This is a genomic window from Billgrantia campisalis (assembly GCF_022341425.1).
In the GTDB taxonomy this organism is placed as follows: domain Bacteria; phylum Pseudomonadota; class Gammaproteobacteria; order Pseudomonadales; family Halomonadaceae; genus Halomonas; species Halomonas campisalis.
This window is the reverse complement of record NZ_JABFUC010000003.1, coordinates 340,502-355,020: the sequence shown is the minus strand read 5'-3', so window position 1 is coordinate 355,020 and position 14,519 is coordinate 340,502. Positions and strand designations below refer to the sequence as shown.

17 protein-coding genes and 1 pseudogene are annotated in these 14,519 nt (G+C 67.3%); 6 read left to right on the top strand and 12 right to left on the bottom strand.

The features are described from left to right. The 3 genes from HOP52_RS05590 to hutI form a co-directional block, all read right to left on the bottom strand. The coding region (locus HOP52_RS05590) for a hypothetical protein (protein WP_238976384.1) at positions 1 to 157 on the bottom strand (157 nt) is incomplete at its 3' end. Between the two features lie 28 nt (positions 158 to 185). After that, positions 186 to 1,136 (bottom strand): formimidoylglutamase, encoded by a 951-nt coding sequence (gene hutG / locus HOP52_RS05585; RefSeq protein ID WP_238976359.1) that lies wholly within the window; start codon positions 1,134 to 1,136, stop codon positions 186 to 188. Beyond that, on the bottom strand, positions 1,129 to 2,364 hold the full coding sequence (gene hutI / locus HOP52_RS05580) for an imidazolonepropionase (RefSeq protein WP_238976357.1): 1,236 nt from the start codon (positions 2,362 to 2,364) through the stop codon (positions 1,129 to 1,131). Before hutI ends, hutG begins: the two co-directional genes overlap by 8 nt. Before the next feature lie 323 nt (positions 2,365 to 2,687). On the opposite strand from hutI, the gene HOP52_RS05575 reads away from it, so the two are divergent. Further along, positions 2,688 to 4,016 carry a YjiH family protein gene (locus tag HOP52_RS05575; RefSeq protein WP_238976356.1) on the top strand — a complete coding sequence of 443 codons (1,329 nt, stop codon included), beginning with the start codon at positions 2,688 to 2,690 and terminating at the stop codon, positions 4,014 to 4,016. A 77-nt stretch (positions 4,017 to 4,093) separates the two neighbouring features. On the opposite strand, the gene HOP52_RS05570 is transcribed toward HOP52_RS05575, so the two are convergent. Further along, entirely contained in the window at positions 4,094 to 4,579 is a 486-nt protein-coding gene (locus tag HOP52_RS05570; RefSeq protein ID WP_238976354.1) for a cupredoxin domain-containing protein, read from the bottom strand. Positions 4,580 to 4,851: 272 nt separating this feature from the next. After that, complete coding sequence (hutC, locus tag HOP52_RS05565; protein ID WP_238976352.1) at positions 4,852 to 5,568, bottom strand: histidine utilization repressor; 717 nt, start codon at positions 5,566 to 5,568, stop codon at positions 4,852 to 4,854. 250 nt (positions 5,569 to 5,818) lie between these two features. Here hutC and rluF point away from each other — a divergent pair, with 250 nt between their 5' ends. Further along, complete coding sequence (gene rluF, locus HOP52_RS05560; protein WP_238976351.1) at positions 5,819 to 6,925, top strand: 23S rRNA pseudouridine(2604) synthase RluF; 1,107 nt, start codon at positions 5,819 to 5,821, stop codon at positions 6,923 to 6,925. A 23-nt stretch (positions 6,926 to 6,948) separates the two neighbouring features. Beyond that, on the top strand, positions 6,949 to 7,551 hold the full coding sequence (locus HOP52_RS05555) for a DUF938 domain-containing protein (RefSeq protein WP_238976349.1): 603 nt from the start codon (positions 6,949 to 6,951) through the stop codon (positions 7,549 to 7,551). 15 nt (positions 7,552 to 7,566) lie between these two features. Here HOP52_RS05555 and HOP52_RS05550 read toward each other — a convergent pair whose 3' ends face one another. Beyond that, positions 7,567 to 7,761, bottom strand: a complete 195-nt coding sequence (locus tag HOP52_RS05550; protein ID WP_238976348.1) for a hypothetical protein — start codon at positions 7,759 to 7,761, stop codon at positions 7,567 to 7,569. A 274-nt stretch (positions 7,762 to 8,035) separates the two neighbouring features. Between HOP52_RS05550 and HOP52_RS05545 the strand changes: the two genes are divergently transcribed. Beyond that, positions 8,036 to 8,515, top strand: coding sequence for a hypothetical protein (locus HOP52_RS05545; RefSeq protein ID WP_238976346.1), 480 nt, complete (start codon positions 8,036 to 8,038; stop codon positions 8,513 to 8,515). Between the two features lie 131 nt (positions 8,516 to 8,646). Here the strand turns inward: HOP52_RS05545 and HOP52_RS05540 are convergent. Beyond that, positions 8,647 to 8,772 (bottom strand): annotated as a pseudogene (locus tag HOP52_RS05540) (aldehyde dehydrogenase family protein); the annotation flags it as partial. A 24-nt stretch (positions 8,773 to 8,796) separates the two neighbouring features. On the opposite strand from HOP52_RS05540, the gene HOP52_RS19835 reads away from it, so the two are divergent. After that, positions 8,797 to 8,958: a hypothetical protein gene (locus tag HOP52_RS19835; RefSeq protein WP_459076822.1), complete on the top strand. Its 162-nt coding sequence runs from the start codon at positions 8,797 to 8,799 to the stop codon at positions 8,956 to 8,958. 33 nt (positions 8,959 to 8,991) lie between these two features. On the opposite strand, the gene HOP52_RS05535 is transcribed toward HOP52_RS19835, so the two are convergent. Beyond that, positions 8,992 to 10,149 (bottom strand): transposase, encoded by a 1,158-nt coding sequence (locus tag HOP52_RS05535; RefSeq protein WP_238976344.1) that lies wholly within the window; start codon positions 10,147 to 10,149, stop codon positions 8,992 to 8,994. A 192-nt stretch (positions 10,150 to 10,341) separates the two neighbouring features. On the opposite strand from HOP52_RS05535, the gene HOP52_RS05530 reads away from it, so the two are divergent. Further along, positions 10,342 to 10,521 carry a TyrR/PhhR family helix-turn-helix DNA-binding protein gene (locus HOP52_RS05530; RefSeq protein ID WP_238976343.1) on the top strand — a complete coding sequence of 60 codons (180 nt, stop codon included), beginning with the start codon at positions 10,342 to 10,344 and terminating at the stop codon, positions 10,519 to 10,521. Between the two features lie 43 nt (positions 10,522 to 10,564). On the opposite strand, the gene HOP52_RS05525 is transcribed toward HOP52_RS05530, so the two are convergent. Genes HOP52_RS05525 through HOP52_RS05510 form a run of 4 tightly spaced genes read right to left on the bottom strand, consistent with a single transcriptional unit; the run spans position 10,565 to position 14,506 of the window. Continuing rightward, positions 10,565 to 11,671, bottom strand: a complete 1,107-nt coding sequence (locus HOP52_RS05525; RefSeq protein ID WP_238976341.1) for a pyridoxal phosphate-dependent aminotransferase — start codon at positions 11,669 to 11,671, stop codon at positions 10,565 to 10,567. A 54-nt stretch (positions 11,672 to 11,725) separates the two neighbouring features. Next, complete coding sequence (locus HOP52_RS05520; protein WP_238976339.1) at positions 11,726 to 12,184, bottom strand: GNAT family N-acetyltransferase; 459 nt, start codon at positions 12,182 to 12,184, stop codon at positions 11,726 to 11,728. Beyond that, the gene (locus tag HOP52_RS05515) at positions 12,181 to 13,107 is read right to left on the bottom strand and encodes a DMT family transporter (RefSeq protein ID WP_238976338.1); all 927 of its coding nucleotides are present in this window, start codon (positions 13,105 to 13,107) and stop codon (positions 12,181 to 12,183) included. Before HOP52_RS05515 ends, HOP52_RS05520 begins: the two co-directional genes overlap by 4 nt. Before the next feature lie 7 nt (positions 13,108 to 13,114). Next, positions 13,115 to 14,506, bottom strand: a complete 1,392-nt coding sequence (locus HOP52_RS05510; RefSeq protein ID WP_238976337.1) for an FAD-binding oxidoreductase — start codon at positions 14,504 to 14,506, stop codon at positions 13,115 to 13,117. Between the last annotated feature and the right edge of the window lie 13 nt (positions 14,507 to 14,519).

The following is a 14,519-nucleotide window of genomic DNA, read 5'->3' as shown; positions in this document are numbered from 1 at the left end:
CCACCAGGTCCTCGGGGCGCTCGGCCACGTCCGGGTGGAGGTTGTTCATCAGCATGCGCAGCGGCGCCTCGGTGAGCCAGCTCTTGCAGCTGAGCTCGGTGCCGGTGGGGGCGGCGATCTTACGGGACGGGTCGTGACGCTTGTCGGAGAGGGTCATGGTCAAGGGCCTCGTGTTGTGGATCATGTCAGCTGTTCAGGGTCAGGTGGTGGATCAGCCGCGCCGCCGCCTTGGCGGTGTGGCCGTCGATGTCGAAGTCGGGGTTGAGCTCGGCCAGGTCGACCAGGGCCAGCTTGCCGCTGTCGCGGACCCGGCTGAGGAGCGGTTCGAGCAGGGCCAGCGGCACGCCGTGGGCGGCGGGGGCGCTGACGCCGGGGGCCTCGGCGGCGGGCAGCACGTCCAGGTCGAGGGTCAGGTAGATCAGGTCGCAGCGGCCGATAAAGGCGTCCAGCTCGCTACCGACGGCCGCCAGGCGGGCCGGGGTGATCTCGTGGTCCTCGCGGACCAGCACCCCAAGCTCCTGGGCACGGTTAAAGAGCGCCCGGGTGTTGGCGGCCCGACTCACACCCAAACAGGCGTAGTGGAAGGGCCAGCCGCGGGACTCGCAGCCCTCGGCGATCTGGGCGAAGGGGGTGCCGGAGGAGCGGACATGGGCCGGGTCGCGCAGGTCGAAGTGGGCATCGAAGTTGATGATGCCGACCCTGGGCGCCGGGCCGTCGCCGGCCTCCAGGTGACGGGCCAGGCCCGACCAGCTGCCGAAGGCCACCTCGTGGCCACCGCCCAGCACGATGGGCAGCAGACTCTTGGCGAGCAGGGCGTCGACCCGCTCGGCCAATCGCCCCTGGGCGGCTTCCATGTCGCTGTCGCCGTGGCAGGCGATATCGCCGGCATCATAGGCGGGGCCGAGGCGGTGCCAGGCCAGGGGCGCCAGGGCCTTGCGCAGGGCCCGGGGGCCCTTGGCGGCGCCGACACGGCCCTGGTTGCGAGCCACGCCGGCGTCGCAGGCGAAGCCCACCAGGGCCACGCCGGGGGTGGCGGGGGCCTGGGGGAGCGGCTCGACCACCTGGTGCCAGCGCAGGCTATCCGCCTCGGGATCCTCGCGGCCGGCCCAGGGGGACATATCGATGGGCTTAGTCATGGGTCACCTCCCCGTTAAACACCCGCTGGCGCAGGCGGCCGGGCTGGACCGCATAGGCCAGCGCCGCTGGGGTGTCGACGTTCCACAGGCAGAGATCCGCCGGCGCACCGGCCTCGATCCGCCCCAGCGCCAGGTCACTGAATCGCCGATCGTCAAGCCCTAGGGCCCGGGCGCCATGGGCGGTCATGCCGGCCAGGGCCTCCTGGGGCGTCAGGCGGAACAGGGTGCAGGCGAAGTTGAGCATCAGGGTGGGGTCGAAGATCGGCGAGCTGCCCGGATTGGCGTCGGTGGCCACGGCCATGGGGACCCCGGCCTCGCGCAGGGCGGCGATGGGCGGCAGCTTGGTCTCGCGCAGGGTGTGGAAGGCCCCGGGCAGCAGCACGGCGACGCTGCCGGCCTCGCGCAGGGCGGCCACGCCGGCCTCGTCCAGGTACTCGATATGATCGGCGGACAGCGCCCCATGCCGCGCCGCCATGGCGCTGCCGCCCAGGTTGGAGAGCTGCTCGGCGTGGGCCTTGATGGGCAGGCCGTGGGCCTCGGCAGCCTCGAAGACGCGCTCGCACTGGGCCACCGAGAAGGCGATGGTTTCGCAGAAGACGTCCACGGCGTCGGCCAGGCCCTCGGCGGCGGCCGCCGGGATCATCTCCTCGCAGACCAGGCGAATATAGCCGTCGCTGTCGTCCTTGAACTCCGGGGGCAGGGCGTGGGCGCCGAGCAGGGTGGTGACCACCCGCACCGGCAAGGCTTCGCCCAGGCGCCGGGCGACCCGCAGCATCTTCAGCTCGTCGGCCACGCTCAGGCCGTAGCCGGACTTGATCTCCACCGTGGTCACGCCCTCGTCGATCAGCGCCTGAAGGCGCGGCCGGGCGGCGGCGAAGAGCGTCTCCTCGCTGGCCTCACGGGTGGCGGCGACGGTGCTGAGGATGCCGCCGCCACGGCGGGCGATCTCTTCGTAGCTGACACCCTCGAGGCGCTGCTCGAATTCGTCGGCCCGGGAGCCGCCGAAGACCAGGTGGGTATGGCAGTCCACCAGGCCGGGGGTCATGACCCCGCCGCTGGCCATCACCGTGCAGCCGGCGAGGGTCTCGGGGTCGAGCTCGCTCATTGGCGCCACCCGCTCGATGCGCTCGCCGGCCACGATCACCCCCATGGGGGCGGGTAGGGTGGCGATCCCATCGAACAGGGTGATATCGCGCCAGATCATTCGGGTTGGCTGGTTGCCTGGCATGGCGGCCTCCTCGCTGGGCTGAGTCATGTATATACAATTAGCGTAGCCGGAAAAAGCCGTCAAGTCACCCCGTGGGGCGGTATCTCCCGTGACGGAAGTTGTGGCGTCACAGCCGCTATTAAATAGATGTTAATCAGTGGTGTAGAAGAATTCGTCTTGGGCGCGCGACGTCGATATGGGATGGGTTTAGACTAAAGTCTAAGGCGTTTCGGTAGGCGTGGTGGGCGCATTTGTCTATTGTATTGTATATACATGGCAAGGACGCCGCTCCACCCGTTCCCTGCCCATGACGCGGGCCAACAATCACAAGCGAGGCATTACCCGTGGACACTTCTTCCTTCAAGGCATCCTCTGAGCGGCGAGGCTCCGTCGCCACCATCCTGAAACTCTTCGTGCCCAGTCTGCTGGGCATCCTGATCTTCTTCGTGCCCGTCGAGCTCGGCGGGCGCAACACCATCCTGCTCGACCATATGGTCACCGGCGCGAGGGGGCTGCTGGGTGAGGCCAGCGGCTTCTATGCCCTGGCGCTGATCGTGGCCGGGGCCGCCTATCCGCTGATCAAGGGCTACTGGCGGCGCAGTCTCACCGAGCGCATCTTTACCGTGCTGAAGATCGCCGGGGTGGCCGCGGCGCTGATGGCGCTGACCGGCTGGGGGCCGGCTTTCCTGCGCGAGCCGGACATGCTGCCCTTCCTGTTCGACAAGCTGGTGATCCCGGTGGGGTTGATCGTGCCCATCGGCGCGATCTTCCTGGCGCTGTTGATCAGTTACGGCCTGCTGGAGCTGATCGGGGTGCTGGTGCAGCCGGTGATGCGGCCCATCTGGCGCACTCCGGGGCGCAGCGCTATCGATGCGGTGGCCTCTTTCGTGGGCAGCTACTCCATCGGTCTGCTGATCACCAATCGGGTCTATCAGGCCGGGCAGTACTCGGCCCGGGAGGCGGCGATCATCGCCACCGGTTTCTCCACTGTCTCCGCCACCTTCATGATCATCGTGGCCCGGACCCTCGACCTGATGAGCGTCTGGAACTACTACTTCTGGCTGGCACTCGCGATCACCTTCATCGTCACCGCCATCACCGTGCGCTTGCCGCCGCTGTCGCGCATGGATGATGGCAAGGGCGACGGCGAGCCGGCGGCCGTCCCCGGCAAGCGGCTGACGACCGCCTGGCAGACCGGCCTGGCGGTGGCCGAGAAGGCGCCGGGCCTGCATCGCAGCGTGGCGCTCAATTTCAAGGAGGGGCTGGTGATGGCGATCAGCATCCTGCCGTCGATCATGTCGGTGGGCCTCTTGGGGCTGCTCGCCGCCAAGTACACGCCGCTCTTCGAGTGGCTGGGCTGGCTCTTCTACCCCTTCGTCGCCATCTGGGGGCTCGACGATGCACCGGCCCTGGCCCAGGCGGCCGCCTCGGGGCTCGCCGAGATGTTCCTGCCGGCGCTGCTGATGGCCGAAGCGGAGTTCGTGGCGCGCTTCGCCGCCGGGGTGGTCTCGGTATCGGCGGTGCTCTTTTTCTCCGCCTCGATCCCCTGCATCCTCTCCACCAGCATCCCGCTCTCGGTGGGGCGCATGCTGGTGATCTGGTTCATTCGCGTGGCGTTGAGCCTGCTGCTGGCCGTGCCGGCGGGTTACCTGGTACTGGCCGTATCAGGCTAAGCGATAACGATCCGAGGATAGAGCGATCGCAGCGGGGCCGGGAGATATCCCGGCCTCAGCGCGTGGCAGGGGAGGTGCTAGGATTCCTTGGCCGAGGCTGGTTGGACCAGCAGCTGCGCCGTCATCGAGGGCTGGTGCTCCGCGCAGATCACGTTGAACAGCCCCGGCTTGTCGGCGGTGAAGACGACCCGTGTCAGTTCGCCGCGGCGCACGACGAACTCCAGGTCGTAGCCTTCGATGAGGGTGCTGTGGTGATCGCCGTTGATGCCGAAGAACTCCAGGGCGACCCGTTCTCCTTCGTTCACGACGATGACCCCCGGCGCCCATTGGTAGCTGCGGGCCCGCCATTCGCCGGTATTATCGGGAGGCGTCAGCCGGTAACCGCCGCCGGCTTCGAGGTCGGGATACGTTTCCAGGGTATCGGGGAAGGGGGTACGCTCCTGTGATCGGCGCATCTCATATTCGACCGATGTGATGGTGATAATGCGATCGACGCTATCGCCCTGGGCGCTGACTGATATCGCGACTAGCGCGGCAGCGGCAAGATGGAAGGCATTCCTCATGGGCAATTCTCCATGTCATTGTTCTTGTGGTAGCGCATTGACTGCTTATCCGCAGGCTCGGTGCAGCCGGGGAGGAGGGCTGCGGCACGCTGGTGGGGCGATGGCCGTACCTATCGGAGATAGCTTAGGTAACCCTTACCGCAGGCGGACATGAGACCTTGGTGTCCTTGCCATCCTCTTGTGGTCGTGGTGTGCAAGCAGCAGTCACCAAGAGCCCCTAGCGAGGCCATGGGGGGCCGCCACGGCCTCCCACCACTTGTGTGCCTGTGCAGTCAGCGTGGGTCCCGATGCACCGACGAGCGCAGCTTGTAGCGATCGCCCGGGTGGATCAGTCGCGCATAGCTGATCAATTGCTCGCCGGACCAGGTGCGGCGCACCATGCTCAAGCAAGGGGTGGCGGTGTCGATGGCCAGCCAGTCGGCGGTCTGGGCATCCACCAGCACCGCCTCGACGATATGCTCGATATCGGTGATGGGGCAGGCGGCCACCAGCACCTCGTTGGGGGTGTGGCGGGAAAAGTCGCTCTCCAGGTAGTCGGGCACCCAGCGCGGATTGACGTAGCGGTTCTCCAACTGGATGGGCACGTCGTCCTCGTAGTGCACCAGCAGGGTATGGAAGACCCGGCTCCCCAGGCGCATGCCCAGGCGCAGGGCCACCTCGTCGTCCGCCTCGATCGCCTCACGGGTCAACACCTCGTTGCGATAGGCGTGGCCCCGGCCCCGCACCTCCTCGGCGATATTGTGCACGTCGAGCAGCGGCGACTCCGCCTTGCGGTCGGTGACGAAGGTCCCCAGGCCCGGCTGGCGGGTCAGATAGCCCTTCTGCACCAGGTCGCGGATCGCCTTGTTGGCGGTCATGCGGCTGACCCCGAAGTCCCGGGCCAGCTGCTCCTCCGGGGGAATCTGGTGGTGGGCCGGCCAGTCGCCGCCGTGAATTTTCTCCAGCAGGTGCTGCTGGATCTGCAGGTAGAGCGGGGGTGAGCTGCCCATGGTCTGCGCCGAGTCCTTTCACAACCAGCAAATGTATAGACGAATAGTCTACCTGGCTCAGGGACGTCAGGCACGCGACATTCGGCCCCGCGGCGTGAGTCTGGCGTTCCATCGGGCCGGGGCGATGGTCGCCGGTTGGTGCCGTCGTGAGTCGGCATGCTATGTTGTCGCCACGCAAGTGACAGCGCGCCCTGGGTGCCCCACCAAGGGGATCGGGCGGGCGGAATGACCCGGGAGCTCTTGGACGGCTATGGCCCGCAAACCATCGACACGCATCAATAAATACATCAGCGAGAGCGGCCTGTGCTCACGCCGCGAGGCGGATCGCTACGTGGAGCAGGGCAATGTCCAGCTCAACGGCAGGCGCGCCACCACCGGGGACCAGGTGTATCCGGGCGATGTGGTGAAGGTCAACGGCCAGCTGATCGAACCCCAGGAGGCCGAAGACTTGGTCTGCATCGCGCTCAACAAGCCGGTGGGGATTGTCAGCACCACCGAGCCCAGCGAAAAGGCCAACATCGTGGATTTCGTCAAGCACGGGGTCCGCATTTTCCCCATTGGCCGCCTGGACAAGGATTCCCAAGGGCTGATCTTCTTGACCAACAACGGCGACCTGGTCAACAAGATTCTCAGGGCCAGCAACAACCACGAGAAGGAGTACCGGGTCACGGTGGACAAGCCGATCACCGACGACTTCATCGCGGGGATGGCGGCCGGGGTGCCGATCCTGGGCCAAGTCACCAAGCGCTGCCGCGTGGTCAAGGAGTCCACCTTCGACTTCAGTATCACCCTGGTGCAGGGGCTGAATCGCCAGATTCGTCGCATGTGCGAGGTCTTCGGCTATGAGGTCACCCGGCTCGAGCGCATTCGCATCATGAACGTGACGCTCAAGGGGCTGGCCCTGGGCGACTGGCGCGACCTGACCCCAAGCGAGGTCGAGACCCTCATCGCGCTCACCGAGGATTCCAGCGCCGAGGCGCAGGAGACCCGCCGGCCGGGCGCGGGGAAGCGTGCCGCCGGCAAGCGTCGAAGCACCGCTCGGGGGGCGGCGCCTCGCTCGGCGAAAATGTCATCGGGGGCGGGAAGGTCGACCTCCGGCAAGAAGGCCGCGGGCGGTAAGCAGGTCGCGGCAAAACCCGCGGGCGCAAAGCCGTCGCCCAAGCAGCGGGCCGCGAAGCCATCGGTGAAGAAGACCGGGAAGGGCGCTGCCAAGGGGGGGCATGCACAGGCGGCGGGCAAGCAGACCGCGAAGGGGGCCCGGGGACAGCGCCAGGCCGGTCCGTCTCAAAAGCCCGGCGGTCGTTCGGCCAAGCCTGGCAAGCCGGGCAGGGGCCGCGGGTCGAAGTCGGGACGTTAGCCGTTCACTAGGGGGAAAATGCCATGTCCGCTGCTCGCCTGAAAAGTCCCGCTGCCGGGCGCAATCGTCAGCCGATCCTCGAGGTGCTGCAGCAGGTGCTGCCGACCGAGGCCCGGGTGCTGGAGGTGGCCAGCGGCAGCGGCGAGCACGGGGTTCACTGCGCCGCCGCCATGCCCGGGTGGAGATGGCAGCCCAGCGACCCCAATCCCCATGCGCGCGCCTCGATCGACGCCTGGCGTGAGCATAGCGGGCTGTGCAACCTGCAGGCGCCTCTGGCGCTGGACGTGACGCTGAGCTGCCCGCCGGGGCCTTTCGACGCCGTGGTGGCGATCAATCTGATTCATATCTCGCCCTGGGAGGTGACCGAGGCGCTGATGGCCTGCGCCGGGCAGCGACTCACCCCGGGCGGCGTGCTGTATCTCTACGGCCCCTATCGGCGCGACGGGCGCCATACCTCGCCCAGCAATGCGGCCTTCGATGCCGACCTCAAGGCGCGGGATCCCCGCTGGGGCGTCCGCGACCTCGAGACGGTGGTGGCCGAGGCCGAGCGTCACGGGCTGCGGCTCTCGCGGGTGGTGGCGATGCCCGCCAATAACCTGAGCGTGGTGCTGCGCCGCGGCGGTTGATCCAACTCGTTGAGCCTACTCCTCGATCTCACCGGGTACGCGGTAGCGTACCCCCTCGGCCTGGCGGTCGTCCTCGTAGCGGTGGGTCTCCGGCTCGGCGGGGACGCCCCAGAGTGTTTCACGGCTGCCGTCTTGGAAGGTGTAGGTGGTGCAGCCGGCCAGCAGGGCGAGGGCCAGGCCGGCGACGGCCAGCGCAATCGAGCGATTCATGCGGCGTCCTTGGTGGTGGAGTGGGGTGGTCTCGGACGAGGCGTCGTCACGGCCTCATCATCGCCTGCTCGGGCCGCCGATCACAAGTGGCCATGTCGCCTTCAGCCCGACCAGCCCGCGAGGAAAGGTAGGAGGCCGAGCGGCAAGGGCGATGCTACGTCATCACGTCGTCGAAGCAATGCCCCAGCCACTACAAACCGTTACCCCGGGGGGTGTCGTCGGCGGGGGCAAACGCGTTAGGGTAAGCGTATCCATGTATGGCAACGGAGATTTCATGACCTCAGCCAAGTATTTCGCAGCGGCGCTACTGGCGCTGGCCATGGCGGCCCCGGCGGCGGCTCAACAGATGGCCCCGCAGGGTGCTCCCCCGACCCCGGAGCAGCAGGTGGACCAGCTCGATGAGCTGCTCAACCTCGAGGCTGGACAGCGCCAGGAGCTGGTCTCGCTGTTGACCGAGATGCAGAACGGCATGCAGCAACAGCAGCAGGAGGCCCAGGCGCTGCAGCAGCAGCTGCATGCGCATATCGGCCCCGACTTCGACGAGCAGGCGATTCGTCAGGATGCCGCGCGCCTCGGTGAGCTAACCGGTGAAATGGCGGCCAACAACGTGCTGTTCCAGGCGCGGATGGAGTCGGTCTTCACCGAGGAACAGCGCGCCGAGCTGGAGCGTCAGGCCCAGCAGCGCGAGCAGCAGATGCGCCAGATGCGGGAGCAGATGCAGCAGCAACAGCAACAACAACAGGCACCGCAGTAAGCGCGGCGCCTGGGCGGTGACCCGTCAAGTCACCGCCCCCACGCAAAACGGCGGCCCATTAAGGGCCGCCGTTTTGCGTGGGGCATGCCTGCACCCTGCCTGAACGGCGAGTGCCGGTGCCACGACTGCCCTCAGCTTGCCGGTCCCACCAGATGCTTGACCTCCAGATAGGCGGCAAGCCCCCACGGGCCGAGCTCGCGGCCGATGCCGCTGCGCTTGAAGCCGCCCCAGCCGGTTTCGGGCGGCAGAAGCTGCTCCACGGCAGCGTCTGGTCGACGCTGATGAGCGGCGACTGGCCGGGCAACGTGCACGAACTCGAGAACTGGCTCGAGCGTGCCTGGCTTTCCAGTCCCGAGGTTGACAATCCTCCTCTCCCTGAAGGAAGAGGATCCCCGGGTTGTCGCCTTCCCGGTTCCTGCTTCAACGCCCGTTGCCCTTGGTGATGACACCGCCGGTCTTACACAGGCTCCACAGGCTTAACCTCCCGTGTGCCCCACGGTAGTTTGCTCGTGATGGCGGAGTTTGTCGGCCCCCGCCAGGATCGCCTTACCCGCCTGCAAGATGTTGCGGGCGGCATTGATGTCGCGGTCGATGCCTTCGGCGCCACAGGCCGCGCAGTCCCAGGTGCGGACGCTTAGCGGCAACTTGTCGGCGATATGGCCGCAGTGAAAACAGCGCTTCGAGCTGGGATACCACTTGTCGATCTGAACGAAATCGCGACCGTACCACTCGGCCTTGTAGGCAAGCTGAAGTGTGAGCTGATGCCAGCCCACATCGCTGATCGCCTTGGCCAGTGAATGGTTCTGGAGTAGGTTCTTGACCTGCAAGCTCTCCGCCGCAACGACTTGGTTTTCGTGAATGAGTTGCGTGGTGAGCTTATGGATGGCGTCGAGACGCTGGTCAGCCAGCTTGGCGTGCAGTCGTGCCACCCGATGCCGGGCCTTGGCCCGGTTACTGGAGCCACGCTGCTTGCGTGACAGCGCCCGCTGGGCGCAGGCCAGCTTGCGCTCGGTGCGGCGCAGGAAGCGTGGGTTGGGGATCTTGGCACCGTCGCTGGTAATGACGCGATGCGTCAGCCCCAGGTCGATGCCGACCATCATCGGCGTCACCGGCAGCGCGGCCTGCTCCTCTTCCACCAGGAAGCTGACATGATAGCGGCCGGCGGTATCGAGGCTGACGGTGATGCTGCTCGGCTCGCCGCTGAAACGCCGGCTCCAGCGGATGTCCAGCGGGTCTTTCTGCTTGGCCAGCCACAGCTGACCGTCGCGCCAGCGGAAGCCGTTGGCCATGTAGGTGGCTGACTGCTTGCGGTGCTTCTTCTTGAAGGTGGGGTAGCGGGCCTGCCCTTTGAAGAAGTTGGCAAAGGCCCGATCCAAGTGGCGCAACGACTGCTGGAGGCAGACGTTGGAGACTTCGGCCAGGAACGCCGTCTCCGGCTGCTTCTTGAGGGTGGTGAGCGCCTTGGCGGTGGCATTGTAGCCCATCCGCTCCTGGCGCTCGTACCAGGCATCCGTGCGCTCGCGAAGGAAGTGGTTGTAGACGTACCGCACGCAGCCAAACGTCCGGGCAAGCTGTTCGGCCTGCTCGGGCGTTGGGTAGAAACGATAGCGATAAGCGCGAAGCACGGTAGCCATGGAGTCAATCTAGCGTGCTATGTTTAGCCTATCAACAGAGGCGCTGCCGCGCCTCGCGCTACCCTTCCTCGCACTAAAAGTACGAGGTTTGACGCGCATTCTGATCAGATACTGGCCCCGACTCTGGGGGAGCCCCACGCTGGAGCCGAGGCGTCGTCAACTCGGCCTGCCGAAGGTGTGGGGCTGGCGCCCATGCAAGCCGGTGAGACCCTCAAGGCTTACCTCGCCCGAGCCGAGCGGGACGTGCTGGCCGCGCTGTGCAAGACGCAGCCCAGCACCTATGCCCTCGCCGAGCAGCTGGGAATCAGTCAGCCCAGCGTGGTGCGCAAGCTCAGGCGCCATGGGTTGACGATAGGTCGGCCTGCCGGGTGAGCCGCGTTTCTCCCGGCGCCACTCGGGCGATTGTCCGGCCGCCTCAACCCTGGCCCAGGGCTCGCTCAAGGATCTCGAAGCGCCCCGGCTGCAGGGCATCCTCCACCGCGGTGATGCGCAGGATATGCCCCAGGTCCGGATGGGCGGGGCGGGCGATCAGCCGGCCGGCCTCGAGCAGCTCACGGTTGAGGCGACCCGCCAGGTCGGCATCGGCGAGGCGCAGGGCGATGAAATTGGTGGCGCTGGGCAGCACCTCGGTGCCGAGCCCGCGGAAGTAGTCGGCGAGCCGATCGCGACGTGCCTTGACGTCGCCGATATGCCGAACCACTTCGTCGTTGTGGTCGAGCACCGTCTCGGCGGCGGCCTGGGTTAGAGTCGAGACGGCGTAGTGAATCCGCACCTTCATCATCACCGCCAGAGTCTCCGGCTCGGCGATAGCGTAGCCGATGCGCAGGCCGGCCAGGCCGTGGGCCTTGGAGAGGGTGCGCAGGCGCACTACGCCGGGCAGTACTTCCCGGCTGAAGGGGGAATCGGCATCGTCGCGAAAGTCGTGGTAGGCCTCGTCGAGCAGCAGCCAGCAGTCATCGGGCAGCGCCTCGCGCAGGCGGCGGATGGCGTCGTCGTCGTGAAGATGGCCGCTGGGGTTGTCGGGGTTGGCCAGATAGACCAGCCGCGCGTCTTCCTTGATGGCCGCGCTGAGCAGGCGTTCCAGGTCGGGGGCGAGCACCCCCGGCGCTTCATGGTAGGGGGGCTCCACCAGTTGGCAGCCGTGTCCCTGGGCAAAGTAGCCGAAGGTTGGGTAGGTGCCGCCGGCGCTGATCACGCGGTCGCCGGCGACGGTCAGCGCGCGCAGCGCCAGCGCCATCAGGCTGTCGGCACCGGCGTCCACCAGGGTGTGTTCCAGTGCCAGGCCGTGCAGGGTCTGCAGCCGCTGGCGGACCCCCAGGGCTTCGGAGTCCCCGTAGCAGTAGACATGCTCGGCCAATGCGTCGCCGAAGCGCTCGCGCAGGGCCCGGTGCGGCATGTCCAGGCCCTCGTTGGAGCCCAGGCGATGGGGAATTTCGCGGCCGATGCGGCGCTCCAGCACCTTGATGCCGGGGAAGGGGTTGTCGGGGCCTTGGCCGGTGAGGTGGTCGGGAAAGCGGGGCATAGGGAGCCTATCGAATCATCCAGGGTGAAGGGAAGGGAGGCGAGCAGGCGCGGCTCAGTCGGCCGCCGTTACGGTCAGTTCATAGGTCTGCCAATCGGTATGACGCGCGCAGCGGTCGTAGACGGCGCGGGCCCGGTAGTTGTGCTCGCGGGTGATCCAGCGTACCAGCGGCCAGCCCTGACGGCGCGCCTCTTCGCCCAGCGCTTCCAGCATGGTATCGACGGTGCCGCTGCCGCGATGGGCAGGGTCGACGAAGAGGTCGTCGAGAAAACCGATACGGGTGCCGCGCAGCGGCGAGGGCATGGCCCGGTAGTGCATCAGGCCGATGGCCTCGCCCGCGCTGCTGCGGGCCAGGCGGCAGTAGAAGGGCTCGTCCGGTGCGTGAATCCAGCCCCATACGGTGTCGAGGATCTCCTCGCTCATGGGCTTGCCATAGTAGTCGGCGTAGCCTCGGTAGAGGCGCTGCCAGTCGGCGCGATCCTGCTCGGTGGGGGAATAAAGCGATGTGGTCATGCTGACGGTCTCCTCTGAGTCATGACGATACCCACAGCCGACAGGGTAAAGGCAAGGGCTACCAGCACTCTTAAGCTGAGCGGCTCGCCGAGCAGCAGGGCGGCGCTGATCACGCCGACCACCGGAATGATCAGGGTGCTGATTGTCGACTGGCCGATGGTCAGGCGATTGACGTTGCGAAACCACAGCATCTGGGCGAGGCAGATGGCGAAGATCAGATGGTAGCCGAGCCCCAGCCAGGTAGTGGCTTGCCAGTGGGATGGCGCAGGGGGGGATTCGAGCCCGATGGCGAGCAGCACCATGGGAATGGCGCAGAGCGCGAACTGCCAGCCGGTGATGACCACCGGATGGCTCTCCCAGGCGCCGCGCCGCTTGATCAGCACGGTGCCGAAGGCCCAGGAGAGTGCGGCCCCCAGCACGAACAGCGGCCCGACGAGCCCGTCGAGACCGGCGGCCATGGCGGCCGGGCCGAGCAGCAGCAGCAGGCCCGCCTGGCCCAGGCCGAGCCCCAGCCACTGGCGCCCTGTGACCCGCTCGCCGAGCAGGCCGATGGCCATTAGCAGGGCCCAGCAGGGCATGGTGAAGGCGATGATGGCCGCCTGGGAGGTGGGCATGTTGAGCTGGGCGAAGGCGGTGCCGATGTTGAAACCGAGAATGGTGAAGACGCCGGCCACCGCCAGCCAGGGCCACTCCTGGCGGCTGACGCGCAGCGGCAGCCGGCGGACCCAGGCCCAGCCCAGCAGCACCAGGGCGCCGCTGGTGAAACCGATGGCGCGTAGGCTGAAGGGCGGCAGGTCCATCAGGGCGAAGCGCACCGCCGGCCAGTTGCCGCCCCAGAACAGACCGATGGCGGCGATCAGCAGGGTTGCCGAGACGCCGGGGCGAGCCAGTAGCCTGGTGGCCAAGGAGGGAGACATCGACATGGGCGTCTCAGGCGTCCGGCGCCAGGACCTTGTGGCGGTTGAGCAGTCCCTGGGGGTCCAATGCCCGCTTGAGGGTGCGCATCAGGGCGATCTCTTCGGGGCTTCGCGACACCGCCAGGTAGTCGCGCTTTTCCAGGCCGATGCCGTGTTCGGCGGAAATCGAGCCGCCGAGCTCGGCCAGGGGGGCGTAGACCCGCCGCTCGACGGCTCGGCGCGTCTCGGGGTCACTGCTGCCCACGCTGATCGAGACGTGCAGGTTGCCGTCGCCCAGGTGGCCGAAGACCACCATCCGGGCCTGGGGCCATTGCTGGATGAGGGCGGTTTCAAGGGCGTCCACATAGGCTTGCATGGCAGGAATCGGCAGGCTGATGTCGAAGGTGAACATGGGGGCCAGCGCCTCCAGCAGTCCCTCGATATCCTCGCGGATGGCCCACAGGCCCTGACGCTGGGCGTTGGAGTGGGCCACCACGGCGTCGTGGATCAGGCCGGCGTCGAAGGCCGACGCCAGCGCCTGATTGAAGCGTGCCGCGTTGCTTTCATCCTCCACGCCGAGCGATTCGATCAGCGCATAGTAGGGGGATGTCGTGGCCAGCGGCGGGGCATGCCGGCCGCTCTCTTCGGTGAGCAGGCGATAGTGGCTTTGCCACATCACCTCGAAAGCGCCCAAGGCGCCGCCCAGCTGGTGCCCCATCTGCTGCAAGAGCCCGGTCAGCGCCTCGAAGGAGGGGCAGGCCACCAGTGCCGTCTGCTCGCTGGGCAGGATCGGCTGCAGCTTGAGGACGGCGCGAGTGACGATCCCCAGGGTACCCTCGCTGCCGATGAACAGCTGCTTGAGGTCGTAGCCGGCGTTGTTCTTGAGCATGCGGTTCATCGAGCTGACCACGCTGCCGTCGGCGAGCACCGCCTCGAGCCCCAGCACCTGCTGGCGCATCATGCCGTAGCGGATCACCCGCACGCCGCCGGCGTTGGTGGCGATATTGCCGCCGATCGTACAGGAGCCGCGGGCGCCCAGGTCCAGCGGGAACTGCAGGTCGTGGCCCGCGGCAGCCTCCTGGACCCGCTGCAGCGCCACCCCGGCCTGGACGGTCATGGTGCCGCCCACCGGATCGATGGCCTCGATGGCGGTCATTCGCTCCAGGGAAATGACGACTTCGTCGGGGGCCGCCTCGCCACCGTGCACCAGCCCCGTCAGGCCGCCATGGGTCACCACCGGCTGGTCGGCGTCATGGCACAGGCGCATGACCGCGGCCAGCTCGTCGGTGTCGGCGGGGCGCACGATGGCGCCGGCCCGACAGCCGGCGCCGGTCATCCAGTCGACGGGCCGGGCGGCGACGTCATCGCCGGTGAGCAGGCCGGCGCGGCCGACACGGTCGGCGATATCCTTCAAGAGTGCATCCATGGGGTGTCCTGTG